22 protein-coding genes are annotated in these 22,463 nt (G+C 62.2%); 15 read left to right on the top strand and 7 right to left on the bottom strand.

The features are described from left to right. Positions 1-28 precede the first annotated feature (28 nt). The 4 genes from P3T42_RS26695 to P3T42_RS26680 all read left to right on the top strand — a co-directional run bounded on the left by P3T42_RS26695 (position 29) and on the right by P3T42_RS26680 (position 4,616). A complete protein-coding gene (locus P3T42_RS26695) occupies positions 29-1,159 on the top strand; it encodes a hypothetical protein (protein WP_074293710.1) in 1,131 nt (376 codons plus the stop codon). A 73-nt stretch (positions 1,160-1,232) separates the two neighbouring features. After that, a complete protein-coding gene (locus P3T42_RS26690; RefSeq protein ID WP_074293709.1) occupies positions 1,233-1,949 on the top strand; it encodes a dienelactone hydrolase family protein in 717 nt (238 codons plus the stop codon). 335 nt (positions 1,950-2,284) lie between these two features. Then, on the top strand, positions 2,285-3,322 hold the full coding sequence (gnd, locus tag P3T42_RS26685) for a phosphogluconate dehydrogenase (NAD(+)-dependent, decarboxylating) (protein WP_074293708.1): 1,038 nt from the start codon (positions 2,285-2,287) through the stop codon (positions 3,320-3,322). A gap of 232 nt (positions 3,323-3,554) precedes the next feature. Beyond that, complete coding sequence (locus tag P3T42_RS26680; protein WP_074293707.1) at positions 3,555-4,616, top strand: phytoene/squalene synthase family protein; 1,062 nt, start codon at positions 3,555-3,557, stop codon at positions 4,614-4,616. A gap of 31 nt (positions 4,617-4,647) precedes the next feature. Here P3T42_RS26680 and P3T42_RS26675 read toward each other — a convergent pair whose 3' ends face one another. Then, positions 4,648-5,373, bottom strand: coding sequence for a response regulator transcription factor (locus P3T42_RS26675; RefSeq protein WP_429307687.1), 726 nt, complete (start codon positions 5,371-5,373; stop codon positions 4,648-4,650). Between the two features lie 403 nt (positions 5,374-5,776). Here P3T42_RS26675 and P3T42_RS26670 point away from each other — a divergent pair, with 403 nt between their 5' ends. After that, positions 5,777-7,078, top strand: coding sequence for a UDP-N-acetylglucosamine 1-carboxyvinyltransferase (locus tag P3T42_RS26670; RefSeq protein ID WP_074293705.1), 1,302 nt, complete (start codon positions 5,777-5,779; stop codon positions 7,076-7,078). Between the two features lie 7 nt (positions 7,079-7,085). Here P3T42_RS26670 and P3T42_RS26665 read toward each other — a convergent pair whose 3' ends face one another. From P3T42_RS26665 to P3T42_RS26655, 3 genes are all read right to left on the bottom strand, one after another. Further along, a complete protein-coding gene (locus P3T42_RS26665) occupies positions 7,086-7,625 on the bottom strand; it encodes a hypothetical protein (protein ID WP_429307686.1) in 540 nt (179 codons plus the stop codon). Between the two features lie 296 nt (positions 7,626-7,921). Continuing rightward, complete coding sequence (locus P3T42_RS26660; RefSeq protein WP_429307685.1) at positions 7,922-9,001, bottom strand: asparaginase; 1,080 nt, start codon at positions 8,999-9,001, stop codon at positions 7,922-7,924. A gap of 292 nt (positions 9,002-9,293) precedes the next feature. Beyond that, positions 9,294-9,503: a hypothetical protein gene (locus P3T42_RS26655; protein WP_143788211.1), complete on the bottom strand. Its 210-nt coding sequence runs from the start codon at positions 9,501-9,503 to the stop codon at positions 9,294-9,296. 257 nt (positions 9,504-9,760) lie between these two features. On the opposite strand from P3T42_RS26655, the gene P3T42_RS26650 reads away from it, so the two are divergent. The 6 genes from P3T42_RS26650 to P3T42_RS26625 all read left to right on the top strand — a co-directional run bounded on the left by P3T42_RS26650 (position 9,761) and on the right by P3T42_RS26625 (position 13,917). Continuing rightward, complete coding sequence (locus tag P3T42_RS26650) at positions 9,761-10,639, top strand: IclR family transcriptional regulator (RefSeq protein WP_429307684.1); 879 nt, start codon at positions 9,761-9,763, stop codon at positions 10,637-10,639. 91 nt (positions 10,640-10,730) lie between these two features. Beyond that, positions 10,731-11,453 carry an ectoine/hydroxyectoine ABC transporter permease subunit EhuD gene (ehuD, locus tag P3T42_RS26645; RefSeq protein WP_074293700.1) on the top strand — a complete coding sequence of 241 codons (723 nt, stop codon included), beginning with the start codon at positions 10,731-10,733 and terminating at the stop codon, positions 11,451-11,453. Next, a complete protein-coding gene (locus tag P3T42_RS26640; protein ID WP_429307683.1) occupies positions 11,450-12,238 on the top strand; it encodes an amino acid ABC transporter ATP-binding protein in 789 nt (262 codons plus the stop codon). Before ehuD ends, P3T42_RS26640 begins: the two co-directional genes overlap by 4 nt. Before the next feature lie 43 nt (positions 12,239-12,281). Continuing rightward, the gene (locus P3T42_RS26635; RefSeq protein WP_083640176.1) at positions 12,282-13,139 is read left to right on the top strand and encodes a substrate-binding periplasmic protein; all 858 of its coding nucleotides are present in this window, start codon (positions 12,282-12,284) and stop codon (positions 13,137-13,139) included. A 170-nt stretch (positions 13,140-13,309) separates the two neighbouring features. Then, positions 13,310-13,432: a hypothetical protein gene (locus P3T42_RS26630; protein WP_290439554.1), complete on the top strand. Its 123-nt coding sequence runs from the start codon at positions 13,310-13,312 to the stop codon at positions 13,430-13,432. Positions 13,433-13,599: 167 nt separating this feature from the next. Then, entirely contained in the window at positions 13,600-13,917 is a 318-nt protein-coding gene (locus P3T42_RS26625) for a DUF4148 domain-containing protein (RefSeq protein ID WP_074293697.1), read from the top strand. A gap of 213 nt (positions 13,918-14,130) precedes the next feature. Here the strand turns inward: P3T42_RS26625 and P3T42_RS26620 are convergent, their stop codons facing one another. Then, positions 14,131-16,446 carry an FdhF/YdeP family oxidoreductase gene (locus P3T42_RS26620; RefSeq protein ID WP_429307682.1) on the bottom strand — a complete coding sequence of 772 codons (2,316 nt, stop codon included), beginning with the start codon at positions 16,444-16,446 and terminating at the stop codon, positions 14,131-14,133. A gap of 159 nt (positions 16,447-16,605) precedes the next feature. On the opposite strand from P3T42_RS26620, the gene P3T42_RS26615 reads away from it, so the two are divergent. From P3T42_RS26615 to P3T42_RS26600, 4 genes are all read left to right on the top strand, one after another. Next, a complete protein-coding gene (locus tag P3T42_RS26615) occupies positions 16,606-18,018 on the top strand; it encodes a PLP-dependent aminotransferase family protein (RefSeq protein WP_429307681.1) in 1,413 nt (470 codons plus the stop codon). Positions 18,019-18,028: 10 nt separating this feature from the next. Beyond that, on the top strand, positions 18,029-18,295 hold the full coding sequence (locus P3T42_RS26610; RefSeq protein ID WP_074293694.1) for a helix-turn-helix domain-containing protein: 267 nt from the start codon (positions 18,029-18,031) through the stop codon (positions 18,293-18,295). Between the two features lie 120 nt (positions 18,296-18,415). Beyond that, a complete protein-coding gene (locus P3T42_RS26605) occupies positions 18,416-18,550 on the top strand; it encodes a hypothetical protein (RefSeq protein ID WP_290439553.1) in 135 nt (44 codons plus the stop codon). Positions 18,551-18,927: 377 nt separating this feature from the next. Then, a complete protein-coding gene (locus tag P3T42_RS26600; protein ID WP_429307680.1) occupies positions 18,928-19,923 on the top strand; it encodes a GNAT family N-acetyltransferase in 996 nt (331 codons plus the stop codon). Between the two features lie 76 nt (positions 19,924-19,999). On the opposite strand, the gene P3T42_RS26595 is transcribed toward P3T42_RS26600, so the two are convergent. Together P3T42_RS26595 and P3T42_RS26590 are read right to left on the bottom strand one after the other, a co-directional pair. Next, complete coding sequence (locus tag P3T42_RS26595; RefSeq protein ID WP_429307679.1) at positions 20,000-21,184, bottom strand: glycosyltransferase family 4 protein; 1,185 nt, start codon at positions 21,182-21,184, stop codon at positions 20,000-20,002. Between the two features lie 283 nt (positions 21,185-21,467). After that, the gene (locus P3T42_RS26590; protein WP_074293692.1) at positions 21,468-22,409 is read right to left on the bottom strand and encodes a LysR substrate-binding domain-containing protein; all 942 of its coding nucleotides are present in this window, start codon (positions 22,407-22,409) and stop codon (positions 21,468-21,470) included. Positions 22,410-22,463: the final 54 nt, after the last annotated feature.

The raw sequence follows: 22,463 nt of genomic DNA, 5'->3' as shown, positions 1-22,463 counted from the left end.
TCACTGCTTTTGAGAAGTCTCAAAACTGATGAGAAAACCTGAAACAATCGAGCCGGACCCGTGGCATTTCCCCCGGCCAGAGCTGGCAGAGGGCTATCTGCGGGCCTTTGAGCTGAAACTGTCGTCTGCGCGCGGCCTGTTCGCGCGCAGACGCATGGGCAAGACCGAATTCCTGCGCCGCGACCTTCTGCCGGCGGCCGCGGCGGACGGTTACCTGATTGCCTACACCAATCTTTGGGACAACCGTTCCGCCCCCGACGTTGCCCTGGTGGCGGCTTTGACCGATGCGCTGGAACCGCAGGGTGTGAAGGCGGTCCTCACCAAACTCGGCCAGCCGTTGAAGAAGGTCAGGGCCAGCGCGAAGCTTCCCGGTGGCGCGGAAGGTGCGCTGGAGGCGGAGCTGGCGCAGCAGGCCGTCGACAAATCAGAAGCGTTGCGCGAGGTGCTCAAGCAACTCGACCGCCAGAAAAAGCCGCTCCTGCTGGTCATCGACGAAGCGCAGGTGCTGGCACGCGCCGAGCACGGCGACTTCTCGCACGCGCTGCGTGCTGCGCTCGACATTCGCAAGGGAAGCATCAAGGTGATTTTCGCGGGCAGCTCCGAGACGACGCTGCGCGAGATGTTCGCGCGCGCGTCGGAGCCGTTCTACAACTGGGCGCCGTTGGAAGCCTTTCCGTTGCTGGGCGATGAGTTCGTGGCTTTCACGATCAAGCTGATGAACAGCATGGCCCGGCAGGTGCTGACCCTGAAGCAGGGCAAGCGAGCGTTTGACGAGTTGCACCGCACGCCGGAGTTCTTCAAGCGGTTCGTCGAGCGCTACATGCTCTATCAGCCGCAGGGTGAGGAAGCGGCGCTCGCGCACACGAAAGCCTCGGTGTTTTCGGATGAGCACTTCCTGAAGCAATGGACCGAAATGAATCCGGCGGACCAGGCCGTGATCACGATGCTTGCGCGCGGCGAATCGGACCTGCATGCGAAGGAAGGCATGGCGAAGCTGTCCGTGATGCTCGGCAAGCCCGCAACCAGAAACACCGCGGGCCACGCGCTGCGTCGGCTGCAGTCGGAAAACGCGGTGACTCGCCTCGCCCTGGGGGACTACCGTATCGAAGATGAAGCCTTCGCCGAATGGATCCGCCGACGCACCGCGCCGAAGCATTAGCCCTGGCCGGCGCGCCAGCGTCTCCGCGCGACAACCGCTATGCTATGCGTTCCGCCTAAACGAGGAACGTCTCATGAAACAGTCACCAGGATCCATGATCAGCTTTCGCCGCCCCGATGGAAAGGACGTCGAGGGCTACCTTGCCAAGCCGCAGAACCCCGTAGGCGCGCCCGCCATTGTCGTGATTCAGGAATGGTGGGGCTTGAACGACCAGATTCGCGGCGTAGCCGACCGGCTCGCGCAATCCGGTTATCTGGCGCTGGTCCCCGATCTCTACCGCGGCAAGCAGACGGTCGAGCAGGAAGAAGCGCACCATTTGATGACCGGCCTCGATTTCGGCGACGCCGCGTCGCAAGATATTCGCGGCGCCGTGCAGTATCTGAAGCAACATGCGGATCGTGTCGGTCTGACCGGCTACTGCATGGGCGGCGCGCTGACCCTGCTGGCGCTCGGTCAGACTCCCGAACTGGCGGCCGGCGTGGTGTGGTACGGCTGCCCGCCGCTGGAGTACATCCAGGCCGACAAGATCAAGGTCCCGGTGCAGGCTCATTGGGCTACGCAAGACGAGTTCTTCCCGCCGGCCGCGGTCGAGGCAGTCGAGGCCAAACTGCGCGACGCGAAAGTCGAACTGGAATCGCACCATTACCTTGCGCATCATGCGTTCGCCAACGAAACGGCCGTCGGCCCGGGCCGCATTCCGCAGACGCAATTCGATCCGGTCTGGTCGCAACTGGCGTGGGATCGCACGTTGACCTTCTTTGGCCGCACGCTGTGGCCGCAACGCACCTAAGCTGAAGCGAATCGCGGGCGGCAGCGCTGCGCACCTCTGCGCAAATTGAACGACTTCCGCCCCTCTCCTGTCTCACCGTTGCGCCTGCCCACAAGCGGGCGCACTGCATCCCGGCAATAACTGCGCCGCGTCACACGCCACCCCTCGACTCTTCGGAAAAGATTCCCTGCGAAACGAGCGGGTGGCGACTAACGTACTAAGGTACGACCGTACAGGACTCTCGCTTGCGCATGTGAGCGTCGTTCCGCGCCACGCATGCATGGGTGGTCCTGATTCACAACTGCTTGAATGACCGCGACAGCAGTTATCGCGGTCTCGCACGTAAGGAGTGAGACATGCAGCTAGGCATGATTGGATTGGGGCGCATGGGCGCCGACATGGTGCGACGCCTGACCGCCGGCGGTCAGACATGTGTGGTCTACGACGTCCAGCCGGCGGCGGTCGAAAAACTCAAACAGGATGGCATCGCAGGCGCTGCGTCGCTCGCAGATCTGGTCAAGCAACTGGCTAAACCACGCGCCGTCTGGCTGATGGTGCCCGCGGCCGTGGTCGATGCGACGCTCGCGCAATTGACGCCTCTGCTGGAACCGGGCGACATCGTGATCGACGGCGGCAACTCGTTCTACCGCGACGACATCCGCCGCGGCAAGGAATTGGGCGCGAAGCAGCTTCACTACGTGGATGTCGGAACGAGCGGCGGCGTGTTCGGCCGCGAGCGCGGCTATTGTCTGATGGTGGGCGGCGAAACCGCCGTGGTCGAGCGGCTTGGGCCGATCTTCTCGACTTTGGCGCCGGGTCCGGGCGCGGCCACACCCACGCCGGGGCGCGCGAAAGACGCAGGTACGGCCGATCAGGGCTATCTGCATTGCGGGCCGCAAGGCGCCGGCCACTTCGTCAAGATGGTTCACAACGGCATCGAGTACGGGATCATGGCGGCTTATGCGGAGGGGCTGAATATCCTCCACAACGCCAATGCCGGCAAAAAGACGCAGGATGTGGACGCCGAAACCTCGCCGCTGCACGGCCCGGAGTTCTATCAGTACGACCTGAATCTGCCTGAGATCACCGAGGTCTGGCGGCGCGGCAGTGTGATCGGCTCGTGGTTGCTCGACCTGACCGCAGCGTCGCTGGTCGGCGATGCGGGCCTCGAGCAGTACTCGGGACGCGTGTCGGATTCGGGCGAGGGGCGTTGGACGGTCGCAGCGGCAATCGACGAAGGCGTGCCCGCACCGGTGCTGAGCGCGGCGTTGTTCGCACGCTTCAGTTCACGCGGCGACGGGGACTTCGCCAACCGCGTGCTGTCGGCGATGCGGCACGACTTCGGCGGTCACATGGAAAAGGCGGCTGCCAAGTTGGGCCAACCGCGCGATTGAAAGGTCGGCTCACGCCGCGAGGCTTCGGGGCCTCTGCGGCGGCGCCGAGTGTCGCGAAGCCATCCCTTCTTCACGCGGATTTCCTCGCGGCAGCCGGCGTACGGTTCTCAGCGTGCCGTGGCTGTCCGCGTAAATGACTGAGGCCGGCTTGTGGAGCGCCGACAGGACGGTCACCGTTTGCAGGATACAATTCGGCAGCGCGTAATTTGTCCCAAACCGACCTGACCGATCCATGCTGAATCCTACCCGGACCTATCTCCTGGGTCCGCTGCTGAAAGGCGTTTCACGTTCCTTTTACCTCACGCTGCGTATCTTGCCCGCCGGAATGCGCGACCCGATTGGTCTCGCGTATCTTCTCGCGCGTGCCGCCGACACGATCGCGGACACCTCCCTGATTCCGCCGGAGCAACGGCTGCAATTGCTGCTGTCGCTGCGCGCTCAGGTCAACGGCGGGGGGGACCAGGGCGCGTTCCTGCAGCGGATGTCGGTGGAAGTGGCGGCGCAGCAGACGCAGTCGGACGAAAAGGTGTTGCTCGAGTCGCTCGGCCCCGCGCTCGCGATCCTGGCGCAACTCAGCGAGGCGGATCGCAAGGCCGTGCGCGAGATCGTCTCGACGCTCACCGAGGGGATGGAGTTCGACCTGCGTACTTTCCCGGACGAACGTTCGGGGCAGATCGTTGCGCTTCGCGAAGGGTCCGAGCTCGATCGCTACACGTATCTGGTCGCGGGCTGCGTCGGCGAATTCTGGACCCGCATGACTTACGCGCACATGCCGGGCACGCTGAAAAGCTCGCCGGAGACGATGTCGACGATGCTGCGCCGTGGGGTTCGCTTCGGCAAGGCGCTGCAGATGACCAACGTGTTGCGCGACTGCGGCAAGGATTTGCGGATTGGACGCTGCTATCTGCCCGTCGAGATGCTGGATCGATTCGGCCTCACGCCGCAAGACCTGCTCGAGCCGGCCAATTCGTTGCGCGCGCAACCGCTGCTGTTCGAACTGGTCCGTCTGACGCTCGACCACTTCCGCGAGGCGGTCGACTATACGCTGGCGCTTCCGGCGTTCGCCGTCCGCTTAAGGCTGGCGTGCCTGTGGCCGGTGCTCATTGGCCTCGAGACCGTGCTGCTGCTGGTTCATAACGACGCCTGGCTCGATCCGGACAAGGTCTCCAAGATCCAGCGCGGCAAGGTGTACCAGGTGATTGGCTATTCGACGCCGCTGGTGGCGTCGAATACGCTGCTGCGCAGTTGGGCCGACCGGTTGATTGGGCGGATCGAAGCCCGCTTGCAGGGTTGACGGCGCGAGTTTGGGCTTTGGGTGCGCCGCGCTAGCCCGGATAACCGTGGCGTCCCGCTGTCATCCCGAGCGCGCTGACCCGCTCCAGAATGTATCCGTAGCGATAGACGCTGCTCAGGATATAGCCATTGCGCGGCCGCAAATTCAGCTTCGTACGGATCATGGATGCGTGGCTGTCGATCGTCCTCGAGACAAGAGCCGCTTTCTGATTCCAGACCACCTCGCGAATATGCGATATCGAAACCGGCCGGGACATATTCCGGAATAACAATAAGGCGAAATCGTATTGCTTTCGGGTCAGGCCAATAAAATTACCTGATATAAATACTCCTTGTTCGTAATGGTCGAAGCGATATTCGCCGAAACTTTCCTCTGGGATATTTTGTACGGTTGGGTAAATGCGTCCCAGAATTGCGCTGACTCGCGAAATCAGAATGCCGGGCGCAATAGGCCGACACAAGGTATCATCCGCGCCCGCATTTAAGAGGCACAGCACTTCGGGTGTGACTTCGCGGTCCGTACAGACGAGGACCGGCAGCGCGACCGGCAGGTTGGCCCGGATCCGGGTAAGTATCTCGACAAAATTCATCTCCTCCGCCATGCGACCGAGGAGCAGCAATTCGAACGGGCAATGCAGCGCCGTCTTGTACAGGTCCTGCTCGGACCTGAAAAGATGGCATTCGTAGCGTTCGGCTTCCAGATGGAGTTTCAGGAACTCCGCCTCGCTCGCGTAGGCGGTCAGTATGGCGATTCGCATGGTTGAATCCGTCGACGTAAATGATTTGCTGCCGGACGCGACCGGCTTTACGTTATGTAAGCTCCACGTCATGCAGAAGCCGTGTGACGCCGGTCAGCGTTTTTTACGGATATGAAATTAGCATGTGTTAAAAAATAGTCTGTCGACTTTTGTGGAATTTTGTGAAAAACATTGAATGTGAAATGAGATTTTTCATTCAATAAGCCGCGATGTGGATTATGGGTGGCTATGGGTTTATATTCGACGGACGCGGACTTAATTGGAAATTCTGGCGATAGCGGCGACGGTTCCGCATGCCGGCCGCGCGATATAACGCAAAAATCGGATGTTTCCGTTCAGCGGCGCGGCCCGCGCGGTGGCATGATATCGGCCTCACGTCCCCTCTTTTCAGCACCTCCCGAACATGTCGAACCTGATCGTTCATGGCGGTCTCCCGTTACGCGGCGAGATCGAGCCATCCGCCAATAAAAACGCTGTCCTGCCGATTCTTTGCGCCACGCTGCTGACCTGCCAGCCGTTGCGCCTGATTGGCGTCCCCGAGATCACCGACGTCAAGAAGATTCTCGACATCTTCCGCATGCTCGGCAGCGAAGTGTCGATGGACTTCGGCACCGGCATTCTCGAATTGCATCATCACGCCACCGCGTTCGATCCCGTCGCGCACAAGTTGCCGGAGGAGATGCGTTCGTCGATCATGCTCGTCCCGCCGTTGCTGGCGCGTTTCGGCGTGGCGCGTCTCGAGAACGACGTGAAGGGTTGCACGCTCGGCGTGCGCGAGATCGACCCGCACGTCGAGGTGTTCGAGCGCTTCGGCGCACGGGTCGCACGCACGGCGGATTCGCTGATCGTGCGCGCCGAGACGCAGATGAGCGCGAATCAGCATTGGCTGGACTACGCGTCGGTCACCACGACCGAGAACTTCGTTTTGTGCGCGGCGTCTGCGAAGGGCACGTCGACGCTGGTCAACGCTGCGTCCGAGCCGCACGTGCAGGAGTTTTGCCGCTTCCTCGCGATGCTGGGTGTCGAGATCGAAGGTATCGGCACCTCGCGTCTGAGCGTGTCGGGCGGCAAGCCGCTCGGCGGCGGCGAGTTCCGCTTCAGCGAGGATTTCCACGAAATCGCTACGTTTCTGGCGCTGGGTGCGATTACCGGCGGCGACATCGTGGTGCGGAATACCGCGCCCGAGCAGTTCCCGCTGATCGACCGGACGTTCGCCAAGTTCGGCGTGGAAGTGGAGCATCGCGACGGCTGGTCCCGCGCGCTTCGCGAAGGGCCGTTGAAGGTCCGCCGGCCGTTCACGCAGAACATCCTCACCAAGGTGGAAGCGGCGCCCTGGCCGTATCTGCCGGTGGATCTGCTGCCTATCTTCATCGCCCTTGGCGTGAAGGCCGAAGGCAGCGCGATGTTCTGGAACAAGGTGTATGACGGCGCCATGGGCTGGTCCGGCGAACTCTCCAAGTTCGGTGCGCACGTGTTCCTGTCCGACCCGCATCGGCTGATCACGTTTGGCGGTTTGACGTTGAGTCCGGCTCGAGTCGAAAGTCCGTACATCATTCGCGTGGCGATCGCGCTGCTGATGGTCGCCGCCAGCATCGAGGGCCGTTCGGAAATCATGAACGCGTTGCCGATCCGCCGCGCGCATCCGCACTTCGTGGAAAACCTGCGCTCGGTCGGGGCAAACGTGGAATGGACCAGCAGCGAATAACCCGCCTTCACTGCACGGTGTAGCCGCGCCCTTGCATGCAGGTTGCGTAGGCGCGCCAGTAGCGCGTCATCGGCGGTTCAGGTGGCGGCATCGGCGGCGCTTTGACTTCGGCCTCGGTGAGCGGCTCGCTGGCGCCACCCAGTTCCGGCACGCCGTTCTTGTCGGTTTTGGGCATCGGCTCACTGGCCTGCGCCGCGGCGGCGGGTGTACTGCTGGCGCTAGCCGGCGCCGCAGTCGCCATCGCCGCGCTGGCCGGCACGCTACCACTGGCCGCCGTCGTACCGCTTGCGGGGAGCGGCGGTTGCGACACCTGGCCCGCCCCACCAATCCCGACGGCGCCCGAGGCGAGCTTCGGACGCATCGGCGACTGGGCTTCACGCGTGATGTTGACGCCGGACTGACGGCTTGCCGTGCTGTAGCAGGTGGCGGCGTCGACGCTCTGCTGCGATGCGCTCTGGCTGCGGACCGGGTAAACCACGGGCTGCCACGCCGAAGCGGCGCCGCTCAAGGTCAACAGCGCCAGGCTCATCGGGATCGTCATTTTCATCGCAGCGCCTCCTGATGCGGTCTCGCTGCAATCCGTGTCCGGGTTCACGGCCCGAAGGCATGCGGCGCCGCGAACCCATCCCCGCTTCGCGGCTCGCGCTCGACCGGCAATAGATATCGGTTCAGCGTAACACCGGGCCTCGGCGATGAGCGGCGCGATATATCGGCGCTGTCGGCCATTGTGAAGTGCAATTAGGGCTGGGTGGCGGCTTCCGGCGGCGGGCACGAGCGGTGCCGCGCCTCGCTGGCTTCTCTACCCTCACCCGGACTGCCAGGTAAGGTATAGGGACTTAGGGCCTAACGCGCCTCGCCAACCGGTTCGAGCGCGACTGACAGCGCCAGATGGCCGGTCTCCACGCCCATCGTGTTGCGCATCGGCGGGGTGCGGAAGGTTTCGAACTCGGCGCGTTGCGCGGCGGTGCCGATGTCGAGCTGGCCCAGCAGATCGGCCACGATGGCGTAAAGCACCGTCGTATTGCCGTCTTCCACCTTCACCGCGATTCCCAGCGCGCCGTGGGCACCCAGCCGCGCCGTCTGCCCGGACGGCCGGACGCCGATCGCATAGCTCGCGTCCGCTCCCACCTTGGCGACCAGCGCCCCGTCGAAAGCGCGCATCAGCATGGTACAAAAGCGCCCTTCGCCTGCGACCATCTCGGGATAGCCGGTCATCGCACGATAGATGCGCGCGAGCGCAGCGCTGCGTGCAGACGCGGCCTCTCCGGCGGGTTGCGCGGCCGCGTCGGCCAGCTTCGCATATAGCCGCGCCAGACGCTCCAGCGGAAAAGCGGGCGTGGGCAGGTTGCAGCCGTCAATCGCCCACTGGACACTCTCGTCAGGCAGATCGCAGACCTCGGCGACGATGTGCTTCACGTGCACCTGCAGCGGATGGTCGGGGCGGTGGTAGTCCCGCACGGCCGCACCGAGCGCCTGCGCGCCCGCGAGCATGCCGGCGTGCTTGCCGGAGCAGTTGCTGCATACCGCGCCCGGTGTGAAATCGCGTTTGATCCACGACCGGTAGACGGCCTCCGAAATGGGCGGATGGCCGCCACAGCGCAGATCTGCTTCGCTCGCGTGGGCTTTCGCAATCATCCGGCGGGCGCGCTCGATATGCCGCTCTTCGCTGCTGTGCGAGCCGCACATGAGCGCGAGATCGGCCTCCTCGAAACCGAAGCGCTCGAGTGCGCCGGTTTCGAGCACGGCGAGCGCCTGCGCGGGCTTGGCTGCCGAACGCGCCAGCGTCATCCGCGCCGGATCGCCGAACGCGTAAAGCAGACGCCCTTGCGCATCGACCACCGCGACGTGCGCCCTATGGGTGTTTTCGATCGCGTCGCCGCGATAGGTCGTAGCCGCAATTGGCCCGGTTGCGCCCGCAGTCATTGAGGTCTCTCCTGGACAGTGTTTGGAATGCAGCGGATTTTACGTTTTATATCGCGAAAACCAAACCCTGATGAGTGCGGGGCTCTGTGGATTGTTCAGGTCATACGGGTGTCAGCGAGCGGACCCGAATATGTCACAACCGGGTCGCATTCTTGAAGGAGCAACACCCGTATTTGTATGATGAATAAGGTACTAATTACTGACTTAAAATTGAATTGAAATGGATGGAAATGTGCAGAGGATTTCGCGGCGAATTTTAGTCAGGGAAAATTCGCAGTATTCGCGCGACTCGCTACTCGTTAAGCGTGCCAAGAATCCGGTCAATTTCGTCGAACTGGGCCGGTGACAATTGATGGTTTTGCATGACGCTTTGCAGGCGCTTGCGCCAATAGGCGCGAGGCAAGCCCGAGCGGTCCAGATCGGACACCGACAGGCGCTCGATTACAAGCCGGATATGCATGATTTCGCTGTGGACGAGTTTTGCCGAATGCGCGCCTGACATTTTCGACTGCTCGCCAATGCACAAACCTCTCTCGGAGATTATTCCCATTGTCGCTTGCCGCCGAGCGGGTGACGCCGCGCAAAAAGCCCCGGAACGCGTCGTCGACTCGAATGCGGCCTCCTGTCGCTATTTTTCGTGGTGGGGCGCACCGTGAATCAGGAACGCCGCGTACCGAATAATTAATTTGTTCGGCTCTACCGAACCGTGTTCGGCAGTAGTTTTATGGTAATTTCCAGATTAGTGACTGTCAATATGAGATGTGGGATGCTATCGGGGCAGTTTCATCAATCAGACGGAATCAAAACAAAATGACAGATGCAGTTCAAACTGCAGAGGACCGATACGCGTTACGCAGTGTTAATCGCGCGCTCGATGTCCTTGAGGCCTTGGGGAAGGCCGGCAACGAGGGGATGACCGTCGCGGGAGTGGCTGAGCAGATCGGCGTATCGAAGAGCACCGCGTTTGCGCTATTGCAGACGTTGTTGCTGCGCCACTTCGTAGCCGATGTCCGGCTTGGCGGTTCGCGTCGTTACCGGTTAGGACTGTCGCTGGTCTTTCTGGGCGATCGCGCCGCGGAAGATGTCGCCGTTTCGCAGCTTGCAATGCCGGTGCTGCGCGATCTCACCGCGCTGACCGGCTTGACTTCGCGTCTTGCGATTCTCGATCATGGCTACGCGGTGGCGATCAGCCGCGTCGACGCGCCCGGCATCTTGCGGATCGCGTCCGCGCTGGGGCAACGCGAACTGCCGCATTGCTCGGCGCTCGGTAAATCGCTGCTGGCGCTGCTGCCGCCGGCGCGGGTCGTCAAACTGCTGACGCAAACCGGCATGCCGCGGCGCACCGAATACACCCTCGTGACACCCGCCGAATTGATGACCGATCTGTTGCTGGTTGCCCAGCGCGGCTATGCGTTCGATAACGAAGAGGACAACATCGGCGTGGTGTGTATCGGCGCGGCCATTACCAACCGCGAAGGCGAGGGCGTTGCGGCGATCAGCGTGACCACGCTGAAAAGCGGTTTGAGCGACGACGACCTGCATGAGCTGGGCCGCACGCTGCGAAGACACGCGGATCGGGTAAGCCGGATGCTCGGTGCCGAAGTGGATCCGGAAGTCCTTACACTTCAAACGACCTAGGCCAGGACAACGAGAGGATTGCCTTGACGCGACACCACGGTACGGCGTACCGGCCGGTTGCGTGCGCGGGGCATTGGCACGAAGGAATTCCATGCTGACAACATTTCTGGCCCTGTTCGATTGGCACGGTGCAGGCGACTACATGCCCGCTCTGCTAAGAGGCGCGGCCACCAGTCTCGCGCTCACCGCATGCATCATGTTGATCAGCCTGCCGCTCGGGCTCGTGATCGCGCTCGTCAAACTGGGTCGCTCGCGGATCTTGCGCACCTGTGCATCGACCTATATCGAGGTGATCCGTGGGACGCCCGCGCTACTGCAACTGTTCTACATCTATTTCGTTCTGCCTTCGTTCGGGATTCGTTTCGATCCGTTTACAGCGGGCGTGATCGGACTGTCGATCAATTATTCGGCTTATCTCGCCGAGGTCTACCGCGCCGGCATCGCCGCCGTTCCGCAAGGCCAGATCGAAGCCGCCAAGGCCCTCGGCATGTCGCGCCGCAAGATGCTGCGCCTGATCGTGCTGCCTCAGGCGATTCGCGTGGTGGTTCCGCCGCTCGGCAATTACGGCATTTCGTTGTTCAAGGACACCTCGCTGGTTTCGATCGTCACCGTCAAAGAGCTGATTTTCACGGGGCAAATCGTTTCGTCGACCAACTTCCAGTACGCGACCGTGTTCACGATCATCGGGGCGATCTACCTCGCGTTTTCGTATCCGAGCGCGTTGCTGGTGCGCTGGCTCGAACGGCGCATGAGCGTCGGCGGCAAGGCGAAGCCGGCGGGTAGCGCGGCGCAGGCCACGGCGGCGACGCAATGATCCGTCTCGAGCGTGTCAACAAGCATTTCGGCGAGCTGCATGCGTTGAAGGACGTGTCGCTCAGCGTCGCCAAAGGCGAGGTGCTGAGTGTCGTCGGACCGTCCGGATCGGGTAAGTCGACGATGCTTCGCTGCATGAATCATCTGGAAACCATCGACAGCGGCACGATCTATTTCGATGAGGTACCGGTCTACCAAAACCCCCAGAGGTGTAGACGGCGTGCCGATAGCGACCGGGCGGTCGAGGCGATCCGGGCCAAGGTCGGCATGGTGTTTCAATCCTTTAACCTGTTCTCGCATTTGAGCGTGATCGAAAACATCACGGTTGCGCCGATTCACGTCCTCGGTCGTTCGTTATCCGATGCAACGCGTGAGGCCAATGTTTTGCTCGACAAGGTCGGTCTGCTCGCGAAGGCGAACGCCTACCCGCACGAGTTGAGCGGCGGGCAGCAGCAGCGCGTGGCGATCGCGCGTGCGCTTGCCATGCAGCCGGAAGCCATGCTGTTCGACGAGGTGACGTCAGCGCTCGATCCGGAGCTGGTAGGCGAGGTGTTGCGTGTGATGCGTACGCTTGCCGACGAAGGCATGACGATGGTCGTCGTCACGCACGAGATGGGTTTTGCGCGCGAAGTGTCCGATCGCATTGTGTTCATGGCGGATGGACGCATTGTCGAAGAGGGCGAGCCGGCGGCGTTTTTTGCCGCGCCTCAGCAAGTACGCACCCGCGAATTCCTGCGCTCGCTGTGGGAGCGAAACCGGCAACTAGGCGGGACAGTGAGCCCGTGAGCCTGCTTAAGACCAAAACTTAAAAACGACCTGGGAGCGCTCCATGAGAATGACATCACTAATGTTTGCTTCGATGATGGCGGCTCTGCTTTCTATCTCTCCCGCCCGGGGCGCCGATGGCGCCGCGCTCAGCAGCACGCGTTTCGACGGCGGCGACGGCTCGTTCAAGCGCGCGCTCGAAAACGGCATCACCTTCGTGATTGCCTCCGATCCGCCTTCGACGTTTCAGGACAGCAAGACCAACAGCTTCGATGGGGCCGACGTGCGCATCTTTCGCGAGATCGCCAAACGCCTTGGCATCACCAAGGTCAGCTGGAATATCGTGCCCTTCGACGCGATGATCCCCACGTTATTGTCCGGTCGCGCCGATGTGATCGTGGATAACCTGCATGAGACGGAGGCGCGCCTGCATGTCGTGGCGTTCACGAGTCCGGCCTACTGGTACGGGTCGGGCATCGCGGTGCCGCGCGGCAATCCCGCGAAGATTCACACGTGGGCCGATTTTGCCGGTCATACCATCGGGACCTTGCGCGGCAGCATCAACCACCAGTTGCTCAGCCAGCGCAAAGACCTGAAAGAGCTGAAGCTTTATACGAGCAACGAGGCTGAATTCGCCGATCTGCTAGCCGGACGTCTCGACGTGGCGATGGAAGACGACATCAAGATCTCGCAGTTCCTGAAGCAGCATCCCACTGCTCCCATGCAGATCGTGACGGACTACACGCCGCTGCCGCAGGAATACGGTTACGCACGCTACGCGCTGCGCAAGAACGATGTCGATCTGAACAACGCCGTATCTCGCGCGCTCGATGAAATCCGCGCTGACGGCACGCTGAGGGCGATCATCTCGCAGTTCGGCTATACCGACCGCAACCTCTGGTACTTCCCCGTCAAGAACTGACGTACGCGATTGGCCACGCACTGCGCGCCCGGCGTGGCGGCAATCCATCGCACCGCGCAAAATCCGCACGGCTCGAACTTCACCGTACAATCACGCCTTCGCAAATCGTACGGTTCGAACCGTGCGCCGCGCGGCGTCTGCCATTCCTCGAATCGAAACCCGAAATACTTGTGACCTCCTCCACCAACGCTTCTGCCTCCGCCCCGCGTAAATCGCTGACCATCATCCAGACGCTCGTCATTGTCGGCACGGCCGGATTGATCGGCTCCTTGCTGGTGAAACTGCTGGTCTAGTCGCGCGCTGGGGCGCAGCCATCGCTGAGCGTGCTTTGTATCAATTTGCGTAATAATATTTCGCAGATAGGGTGATTACTCCAGATGGATTGCATAACTAGAATGCAATCACTGGCTGCGAACAAGGTGTTCGCAGCGGCAGAAAATAAAATCTGGAGGTCGTAACCATGAAGTCGCTCATTCAAGCCGTTGCTGTCGCCGCCGCACTCGTCGTTCCGGTCGCATCGTTTGCCCAACAGTCGAACGCCCCTGTCACCCGCGCCCAGGTGCGTGCCGAGCTGGTTCAGCTCGAACAGGCCGGCTACCGTCCGGGCATCTCGGATCCCTTCTATCCGGCCAACATTCAGGCTGCGGAAGCGCGCGTGTCGGAGCAAAACAGCTCGGCCAGCGCCTACGGCGGCGTGGCCAATGCCACCGCAGTCGGTGTGCACGCGACCGCTCCCGCCGCTTCGACTGGCGTGAAGCCGGTGTATTTCGGCCAGTAAGCTTTAGCCAATAAGCGGTTGACGGCGGCCCGTCCGGCCGCCGCTCGCCGGCTAGCGGATGCGCAATATCCTTGCGCACTGCTGCCCAAACGCAAACAGGCTCGTTCGCGGCATCACCGCCGCTAACGAGCCTGTTTCGTTTGTTTCGATACCTCCGCCATTGGAATCCCGATGGCTTCGCCCAGACCTTCACGGTCTGAGCGCTTTTTCGTCTCAGGCGGCGACCGCTTCTTCCACCGAAGCGGTGAGCAGCACCGGAATCGACTTCGACGTCGGCGTGCCGGCGCCATCCGCAACCGACGACAGCGGCACCAGCGGATTCGTCTCCGGGTAGTAGGCGCCCAGACAGCCGCGCGGAATGTCGTACTCGACCAGCAGGAAGCTGTCCGCGCGCCGCTCGACGCCGTCGTCCCACACGCTGGTGATGTCTACGCGCTGGCCGGCCGCGAAGCCGAGCATCGCAAGGTCGTCCTTGTTGGCGAACAGCACGCGGCGCTGACCGTAGACGCCACGATAGCGATCGTCGAGACCGTAGATGGTGGTGTTGTACTGGTCGTGCGAGCGGGTGGTCATCAGCGTCATCAGGCGCTCGCCATGACGGCTGCGGGCGCGGTGAATCGGCGTGTCGACGGAGATCTCGTGCACGACGAACTGCGCCTTGTTGCTCGGCGTCTTCCAGATCCGGTCGCGCGAGGCGACGCCCAGATGGAACCCGCCTGGCGTCTTGAGCCGCTCGTTGTAGTTCTCGAAGCCGTCGAACACCTTTTCGATGCCGTCGCGGATCAGCGCGTAGTCGTTGGTCTGGGCGCGCCAATCGACCTTGGCGCTGCCGAGGGTCGCCTCCGCCATGCGCGCGACGATCGCGATCTCCGACAGCAGATTCGGCGAGGCCGGCTTGTTCATGCCGTACGAGATGTGCACCATGCTGAACGAATCTTCGACGCTCACGCCTTGCGCCACGCCGTTCTGGATGTCGATCTCCGTGCGGCCGAGCGTGGGCAGGATCAGCGCATCGCGACCGTGGATGAGGTGGCTGCGGTTCAGCTTGGTGGTGATGTGCACGGTCAGATCGCACGAACGCATGGCTTCCCACGTACGCGGCGTGTCCGGCGTCGCGATCGAGAAATTGCCGCCCAGGCCGATAAACACCTTCACCTTGCCGTCGAGCATGGCCTGAATCGAGTTCACGACGTCGAGGCCGTGTTCGCGCGGCGGCTCGAAGTCGTACACCTTGCCGAGACGGTCGAGGAACGCCTGGGTCGGACGCTCTTCAATCCCCACCGTGCGGTCGCCCTGCACGTTCGAGTGGCCGCGCACCGGGCACAGACCCGCGCCGCGCTTGCCGATCATGCCGCGCATCATCATCAGGTTCGACAGGATCTGGATCGTCGGCACCGAATTCTTATGCTGCGTGAGGCCCATGCCCCAGGTGGAGATGACCGCTTTGCCCTTGACGTAGATGTCGGCGAGCTTGAGCACGTCTTCCATCGGCACGCCTGCTTCGGCGACGATGGTGTCCCAGTTTTCGGCGCGCAGATCGTCGGCGAAGGCGTCGAAGCCCACCGTGTGCTCGGCGATGAAGTCCACGTCCAGCACGCGTTCAGCGCCGTTCGCGAGTGCCGCGTCGTCCAGTTCGATCACGCGCTTGGCGACGCCTTTGATCAGTGCGAAGTCACCGCCCACCTTCGGGCGAATGAACACGGAGCTGATCTGGGTGCTGCCCATGGTCAGCATTTCAACCGGGTGCTGCGGGCTGGCGAAGCGCTCAAGACCGCGCTCCTTAAGCGGGTTGATCGACACGATGGTCGCGCCGCGCTTCGCGCACTCGCGCAGTTCGCCGAGCATCCGCGGATGGTTGGTGGCCGGGTTCTGGCCGAAGATCAGCAGCGTGTCGGCGTGTTCCAGATCGTCCATCGTGACCGTGCCCTTGCCGACCCCCACCGTGCCCGGCAGGCCGCGGCTGGTGGCCTCGTGGCACATGTTCGAGCAGTCCGGGAAGTTGTTGGTGCCGTACATGCGCACAAACAGCTGGAACAGGAACGCGGCTTCGTTGCTGGCGCGCCCCGAGGTGTAGAAGGCGGCGCGGTCGGGATCGTCGAGGGCTTTCAGATGACGCGCGATCAGATCGAAGGCCTCGTCCCAGCCTATCGGCACGTAGCGGTCGAGCATTGCGTCGTAGACCATCGGGTCGGTCAGGCGGCCGTGCTGCTCGAGTTCGTAGTCGGACTGCGCCATCAGTTCTGCGACGGTGTACTGCTCGAAGAACGCGGGTGTGACGCGCTTGCTGGTGGCCTCGGCGGCGACGGCCTTGACGCCGTTTTCGCAGAATTCGAAGGTCGATGCGTGTTCCCGATCCGGCCAGGCACAGCCCGGACAATCGAAGCCATCCGGCTGGTTCTGCTTGAACAAGGTCTTGTAGTTGCCGCCGGCGACCTTCTCCTTGATGAGGTTGATCGCGACGTACTTGAGCGCTCCCCAACCCGCTGCGGGGTGGGTGTACGGCTCGATGCGCGCTTCGGGTTTCTTCATGACCTGTTGTTTGGAATGGGCGGATTTGCCGATGAACGCAAGCTTACTGTGTTCCGAAAAGATGGCGGAACACAGAAAACTGGAAAGGCGAGGGATACAGTTTCTTTAGATTTGTCATAGACTTCGGTCATTCCCCTTGTCCTATGTTGTTGTCGACCCTTGAAGCTCTACGAAAAACTCGCCGATGAAATCGGCGAAGCCGTCCGCCGCGGCGTGTTCGCGGCGGGCGAGCGGATTCCCTCGGTGCGGCAGTCGAGCCAGCAGCACGGCGTCAGCATCAAGACCGTGCTGCACGCGTATGCCTTGCTGGAAGGCCGCGGGCTGATCGAAACGCGGCCGCAATCGGGCTATTTCGTGCGCGAACCGGCGGCGGCGCCCCAGAACGAGCGGGAACAGGCGGCGCCGCCTGCGCCCGCTTCGGAAGTCGATGTGAGCCGGCTCGTGCTGTCCACGCTACGCAGCATCCGCGCGCACGATGCGGTGCCGCTCGGCTCGCCGTACCCCGATCCCACGCTGTTCCCCTGGCGGCGCATCAACCAGTACGCGAACGCGATTGCCCGCCGTCATTCGAGCTGGAACCTGATCGACGACCTGCCGCCCGGCAATCCGGAACTGATCCGCCAGATTGCGCGGCGCTACGCCGAAAACGGTGTGCCGGTGGACCCGGACGAAATCATCATCACGCTCGGCGCCACCGAGGCGATCAATCTGAGCCTGCAGGCCGTGGCAAAACCGGGCGACACGGTGGTGGTCGAGTCGCCGACTTACTACGCGATGCTGCACGCCATCGAACGCCTGGGCATGCGCGCGATTGCCGTGGCGACGCACCCGACCGAGGGGATCGACATCGAGGTGCTGGCGCAGATTATCGGCGAACAAAAAATCGCGGCGTGCATGGTGATGCCGAACTTCCAGAATCCGCTGGGTTTTCAGATGCCCGACGAACGGAAGAAGCAGCTTGTCGACCTGCTCACGGTGCACGATATTCCCGTGATCGAAAACGACGTCTATCAGGAACTGTATTTCGGCGAAGCGCGACCGACGACGCTCAAGAACTTCGACACCAAGGGCCTTGTCTTGCACTGTGCTTCGTTTTCGAAGAGCCTGACCGCGTCGTACCGGATCGGCTGGGCGATGCCGGGCCGCTACCGCCCGCAGGTCGAAAAGCTCAAGTTCCTGAACACGCTGACGACGCCTTCGGTGCCGCAGGTGGCCGTCGCCGACTATCTGCGCCAGGACGGCTATGATCGCCACCTGCGGCATGTGCGCAAGCTGTACCGGCAGCAGGCCCGGTTGATGAGTGCGATGGTGCTGCGGTTTTTTCCGTCGGGTACGCGCATCTCTTCGCCGCAGGGCGGCTACGTGCTGTGGGTGCAGATGCCCGAGCGCGTCGATTCGATGCGGCTTTATCAGGCGGCGCTTGCGCGCGGCATCACGGTGGGGCCGGGCTACATGTTTTCGACGCGTAACGATTTCCGCTATTTCATCCGGCTGAACTATAGCTACCCCTGGACCGCGCAGACGGAAGCGGCGCTCAGGACGCTAGGCGGCCTCGTTGCAGAGATGGCTTGAGGAGACCCCGATGAACGACGAAGTCGATCCGATGCTGGTGGCGGTGCTGATGCAACTGTGGCGTGCGCTGGAGGAAACGCCGGGGCGCGACTGGTCGCTGGCGAAGCTTTCGAAGCAGGCCGGCGTGCCGATGAGCGCGCTGCGGCGCCAACTGACGGCCTTGGTGGAGGGCGGCATCGCCGAGACGACCTTTACCGAGGAAGGCACCGGCACCGCGCGCTTGAGCGAGGCGGGCCGCAGTTTGTGCGCCGAGCTGTTTCGCGATTCCACGCAGTGACCTCAGCTTCGCGGCGGTGAGGCGGCGCATGCGTCGCTGCGTTGAGCGCGTCTTTTTGGTACCTTATAGTTGCCTGGCTAACTATTTGAGGGTCGCATGTGGACGTGCGGCTATTTCACCATGAAACGTATTGCAGCTTTTTCTCTCGCGACCTGGTCGGCCGCCGCCATTCTGTATTTTGGCCAACACTCCGTTGCATTGATCGCGTTGAGCGGAGTGGTCGTGCTGGGCGGCTTCGACATGCTGCGTCCGTAATTCCGTCACGCGCCGGACTTGCGATAGATTTTGCCGAAATAGAACGGTGTCCTGATTGAATCGGAATAGTATGCCGGGTCGGCGTTTTACGTGGCAAAGATAATCGGCGGATCAAACAATCTTTGAAGAATGCAAAATGCTTTCAACCTGGTAAGCAGTACAACTTGATCTGCGCGTCAGATTGCTCGCCCGCTATATAGGCTGGCGCGTTAGACACGGATTAACCTGTTCGACTCTCGATTTTGGCGTAAAAGCACTACCGGACTGCGAATAGACTCGGTTTAAGTCGAGTCGGGCCTGCGGCCGCACGAGCGGGACCGTAACAAGGTGAATCGCCGATGACAACAGTACGAGACTTGGCGTTGCCTCCGGAGCGTATGATGCGTGGCCTCGCCGCCTTGCCATCTACGTCTGCGCCGGTGCGCCTGCTCGATGAGTGTGCGGCCCGCTCCATTTTCCATGAACCGTGGTGGCTCGATATCGCAACGGATGGCAACTGGAGCGTAGCCAAGGTCGTGCGTGGCGCCGAGTTGCTTGGCGAATTGCCTTACTACTCCGCGCACAAGGGTGTGTGGCGGATTTCGCAGCTTCCTCCGCTCACGCGCACCCTCGGCCCAGTCATTTCCCCCCTTGGCGTCGACAGCGTTCACGAGCAGCATCATCGACTGAGCGTCACGGCGGAACTGATCGAGCAACTGCCGCGTTTCGATAGCTTCGTGCAGATCTTCGATCCGCGAGTCGAAGACGCGCTTGCATTTGCCTTGCATGGCTTTACCGTGTCCGCACGCTATACCTTTCAGATCGCCCCGGATTGCACCATACCGGAGGCCTGGGCGCGTCTGCACGGTAAAACGCGTAATGTCATTCGCAGCGCCGACAAGAAGCTGACCGTCGCCCCTATCGCCACACCCAGCGAATTTCTGCAGTTCTACGAAGCGAATCTGGCGGAGCGTTCGCGCACGAATGTTTACGGATCGGTGGTGATGCGCCAACTCGTGAATGCGTTTGTGGAACGTAAGGCCGGACATCTGCTGGGTGCCTATGGTCCGGGTGGGACACTGGTCGCCGCGATCGGTCTCGTCTGGGACCGCCATGCGATGTATTACCTGCTTTCGTCGCGCGCGCTGGCGGCGCATGGCGGCTCGATCAGCCTGTTGATCTGGACGGCGATCCAGCATGCCATCGAGCGCAAGCTGACGTTCGATTTCGACGGCTTTTCCAGCCCTGCCACCTTCAACTTCCTCGATGGCTTCGGCGGCGTTCTGAAGCAGCGGCTGGGGGTGGAGCGGCTTAGCACGATGTATTCGGTGGCGCGCATTCTCAAGCGGCGCATCGCGCCCGGCTCGAGCGCGGTGTTTGCGCCTAACCTCTGATCTCTGATACGGCTGATTTCCAATCGTCCTGCTTTGTAAAGGCAGCGCGCGGCGATGCGCAGGCCGGCCGCGTCGCTTAGGCCACCTCTTGCGTGCGGCCGGCCGAGCCGATCATGGATTCCGCCAGTTCAATGGTGTTCGACGCAAAGAGCGCTGGTGTCCAACGCCTGACCGAGGTGAGCGCGTTAGCCGAAAAGCGCTCGCGCAACGCGCTGTTGTTGCCCAGTTGCGTGATCCTCGCCGCCAGCGCGGACTCGTCACCAGGTTCGACGATGAAGCCATTGACGCCGTCATGGACGAGTTCGTTCGCCACGCCGCAGGCGTGCGTGACGATGGCTGGCGTGCCCGCCGCAAAGGCCTCGTTGACACATAGGCCCCATTGATCGAACTGGCTTGCGAGCACGATGAAATCGGCGAGCGCGTAGAGACCCGGCATATGCTGGTTCGGCACTGAACTCAGAATAACTACGTGCTTCGCGAGACCGAGCCGGTCGATCTGCTCCAGCAGTGCATCCTTGCACGGACCTTGCCCGACCAGCACCAGCGAAACCCCTACGGCATGCAGTCCCGACTGAAAGAACGCGGCAATCAGCAGGTCGATATTCTTGCGCGCCACGAAGCGGCTCACGCATAGCACGTAGCGCGGCGGCAGCGCGAAGCGCATGCGGATTTCCGGTGCCTCCAGAACCGCCTCGCGCGACATCCTCGAAAAATACTCGACGTCGATGACGTCGAAACCGATGCGCGATCGCTCCATCGGTATACCTAACGATTCGGCGTAGGTCCGGTGCTTTTCGCCGGCCACCAGGGCGGCGTCGAACTTCGACACCAGCACGCGCTTCACGCGTTCCTTGATGGCGTAGCGCGTGCCGTCGTCGGCTTTCGAGTCCGACATGTACATCAGCGAAAAGCGGCGCGTCAGCGCCTTCAGAATGCACAGGACGATTGAGTAATTGGTGTTGTAGCCCAGCGTGACGACGACATCCGGTGCGAACGAGCGGAACACCGACAGCAGTCTGACCGCGACGCGCAAGGTATGGCCGTCGCCCTCGCTGGCCTCCTTGAGCAGCGTGACACAGTTCGCAGGATGAGTATCGAAGAAGGCGGCGCGGCGGTCCTGGGGGAAGCCGTAGACGCCGGATTTGCCGAACACTTCGACAAGAAACACCTCATGACCTCGGCCTTGGGCCAGCCGCTCAAGCGCCTGGTACCGCGGTACTTGATAGTCACCCAGATTGCCGACGACGAATAGGACTCGCATGGAAGGGCCAATTGATCGGGGTTGGGTTGGCAGGATGCTCAGGTTACCAGCACGTCACTTGTCTCCTCGCCCGGTCTGGCGCGGTCGCATGGCTTCGCGAGTACCTTGCCGGCTGATCGGTCTCTGGTGTTCATCGTAACCTGCTGACGGTGCAGGCCGGAGCCTTGTCCGCTGACGGCGAGGGTTTGGCGGATAAATCGGACCATTGGATCACGCGTGGCTTTTCCTGCCCGCAACGTCGATCTGCAAGCCGATATGCAACGCGCACCGCTTCTGTCTTCAGTCACGGCGGATTGGCGCTGTTCTGGGTGGCGCGCACAGTGCGGGTGTATGACGCGATCATCGTCGCGAGTTCCTGCGCCGCCGGTGTCACGGGAATAGCCGCGCGCTGCAGCAAGCAGACGTTCTGCTCGACGGCGCGCTCGCGCACGGGGACCGTGGTCAGCGTCTGAGCGAACAGCGGATGCCGCGCCACAATCGACGATTCGAGCGAGAGGCAATCCGTCTCCCCGACCAGGTGCAGGCTCTCGAACAACCCCTCGACCGTCGCCAGGATCCTGGGCGGCGGCAAACCGTGGCTTTCAAAAAAATTGTTGAGACGGTTGGCCTGTGGGTCGTCTGTCAGGTTCGGCGAGCGGGTGGCGATCCACGTGCAGTCCGTCAATTTGGCGAGCGAAGTCGCTCTGGCTTTCGGATGACCGCGCCGGCATACGACCACCGGATCGGATGGGTAGAGCGTGGTCACGGAGAGATCGGTCGTGTCCGTGTACTTCGAAACCAGTGCCGCAGCGAAGTCCAGCGTGCCTTCGCGGATCCACGCAATCATCATGCGTGAGGTGCCCGTGCGCAGATGCACGGCCACCCGCGGAAAACGCGTGCGGAATTCGGTGAGGACCGGTGCCAGTGCATCGATCAGCGGCTCGGTGGTCATGCCGAACGAGACCTCGCCGACATAGTCGCCACGCAACTGCTGCACCTCCTGCTCGACGCGCTCGCACTCGCCGAGAATCGCCCCGGCCCGCTGCAACAGCCGTTGACCCAGCGCTGTCAGTGCGATGCCGCGGTTAGTGCGGGTGAACAGCGTCGCGCCGAGGATCAGCTCGAGATTCTGCAATTGCTGGGTGACGCCGCTTTGTGCCGTGCCGAGTGCCCGCGATGCCGCACGAATGCTGCCGTGCTCGGCTATCGCGGTGAACACGCGCAACTGGGAGATCGTCAGGGCCATGGCGGTAGCGAGAGGGGTGATCGGTAAAGGTGATCATGATAGCCCGCCAGGGAC

This window comes from Paraburkholderia sp. GAS38 (assembly GCF_050434965.1).
GTDB lineage: Bacteria > Pseudomonadota > Gammaproteobacteria > Burkholderiales > Burkholderiaceae > Paraburkholderia > Paraburkholderia phenazinium_A.
Note: the sequence above shows the minus strand (reverse complement) of the source record. Positions and strands in the feature narration are given on the sequence as shown.

Excerpts from the sequence above, each read along its gene's own strand:
- P3T42_RS26695 (WP_074293710.1), top strand. The coding sequence starts at position 29 with ATGAGAAAACCTGAAACAATCGAGCCGGACCCGTGGCATTTCCCCCGG.
- P3T42_RS26690 (WP_074293709.1), top strand. The coding sequence starts at position 1,233 with ATGAAACAGTCACCAGGATCCATGATCAGCTTTCGCCGCCCCGATGGA.
- gnd (WP_074293708.1), top strand. The coding sequence starts at position 2,285 with ATGCAGCTAGGCATGATTGGATTGGGGCGCATGGGCGCCGACATGGTG.
- P3T42_RS26680 (WP_074293707.1), top strand. The coding sequence starts at position 3,555 with ATGCTGAATCCTACCCGGACCTATCTCCTGGGTCCGCTGCTGAAAGGC.
- P3T42_RS26675 (WP_429307687.1), bottom strand. The coding sequence starts at position 5,373 with ATGCGAATCGCCATACTGACCGCCTACGCGAGCGAGGCGGAGTTCCTG.
- P3T42_RS26670 (WP_074293705.1), top strand. The coding sequence starts at position 5,777 with ATGTCGAACCTGATCGTTCATGGCGGTCTCCCGTTACGCGGCGAGATC.
- P3T42_RS26665 (WP_429307686.1), bottom strand. The coding sequence starts at position 7,625 with ATGAAAATGACGATCCCGATGAGCCTGGCGCTGTTGACCTTGAGCGGC.
- P3T42_RS26660 (WP_429307685.1), bottom strand. The coding sequence starts at position 9,001 with ATGACTGCGGGCGCAACCGGGCCAATTGCGGCTACGACCTATCGCGGC.
- P3T42_RS26655 (WP_143788211.1), bottom strand. The coding sequence starts at position 9,503 with ATGTCAGGCGCGCATTCGGCAAAACTCGTCCACAGCGAAATCATGCAT.
- P3T42_RS26650 (WP_429307684.1), top strand. The coding sequence starts at position 9,761 with ATGTGGGATGCTATCGGGGCAGTTTCATCAATCAGACGGAATCAAAAC.
- ehuD (WP_074293700.1), top strand. The coding sequence starts at position 10,731 with ATGCTGACAACATTTCTGGCCCTGTTCGATTGGCACGGTGCAGGCGAC.
- P3T42_RS26640 (WP_429307683.1), top strand. The coding sequence starts at position 11,450 with ATGATCCGTCTCGAGCGTGTCAACAAGCATTTCGGCGAGCTGCATGCG.
- P3T42_RS26635 (WP_083640176.1), top strand. The coding sequence starts at position 12,282 with ATGAGAATGACATCACTAATGTTTGCTTCGATGATGGCGGCTCTGCTT.
- P3T42_RS26625 (WP_074293697.1), top strand. The coding sequence starts at position 13,600 with ATGAAGTCGCTCATTCAAGCCGTTGCTGTCGCCGCCGCACTCGTCGTT.
- P3T42_RS26620 (WP_429307682.1), bottom strand. The coding sequence starts at position 16,446 with ATGAAGAAACCCGAAGCGCGCATCGAGCCGTACACCCACCCCGCAGCG.
- P3T42_RS26610 (WP_074293694.1), top strand. The coding sequence starts at position 18,029 with ATGAACGACGAAGTCGATCCGATGCTGGTGGCGGTGCTGATGCAACTG.
- P3T42_RS26605 (WP_290439553.1), top strand. The coding sequence starts at position 18,416 with ATGAAACGTATTGCAGCTTTTTCTCTCGCGACCTGGTCGGCCGCCGCC.
- P3T42_RS26600 (WP_429307680.1), top strand. The coding sequence starts at position 18,928 with ATGATGCGTGGCCTCGCCGCCTTGCCATCTACGTCTGCGCCGGTGCGC.
- P3T42_RS26595 (WP_429307679.1), bottom strand. The coding sequence starts at position 21,184 with ATGCGAGTCCTATTCGTCGTCGGCAATCTGGGTGACTATCAAGTACCG.
- P3T42_RS26590 (WP_074293692.1), bottom strand. The coding sequence starts at position 22,409 with ATGGCCCTGACGATCTCCCAGTTGCGCGTGTTCACCGCGATAGCCGAG.